Origin of the sequence: Sulfitobacter sp. CW3, assembly GCF_019392245.1 — a bacterium.
Taxonomy (GTDB): domain Bacteria; phylum Pseudomonadota; class Alphaproteobacteria; order Rhodobacterales; family Rhodobacteraceae; genus Sulfitobacter.
Genome location: NZ_JAHXRL010000085.1, coordinates 1 through 320, shown reverse-complemented (window position 1 = coordinate 320; position 320 = coordinate 1). Strand labels below are relative to the sequence as shown.

Here is a 320-nt window from a genome sequence, read left to right as displayed (position 1 = left end):
GTCGGGGAAGCCGTGTGCACCACCGCGTCGGCCGCGTGGAAGACCCAATGATAGGCGTTCGCGCCCTCGATGCGCACGCCGGTCTCGTCCGAGGCGACCACCGTGGCCCGGCGCAGGGTCGAGATAGCCTCGTCGCGGCCGGAGCGGAAGCGCCTCTGCGCGCGCTGGAGCAGGTTCATCAGCCCGCCCTGACTGAGCGTGAGGCCGAACAGGTCGGAGAGCGCCGCCTGCAGCCGCTCGTAGGATAAGGCCTGGAAGGTCTTGAGGTACGTCGCCACCGCGTGCAGCCGCGGCCCGAAGGGCGTGCTCCGCGCGGCCGA

Annotated in this window: 1 protein-coding gene; it reads right to left on the bottom strand. The window is 71.6% G+C overall.

All coding sequences use genetic code 11. From position 1 onward, the window contains the following. A partial coding sequence (locus KZZ06_RS20295; protein WP_219581789.1) for a transposase occupies positions 1-320 on the bottom strand: 320 nt, incomplete at both ends.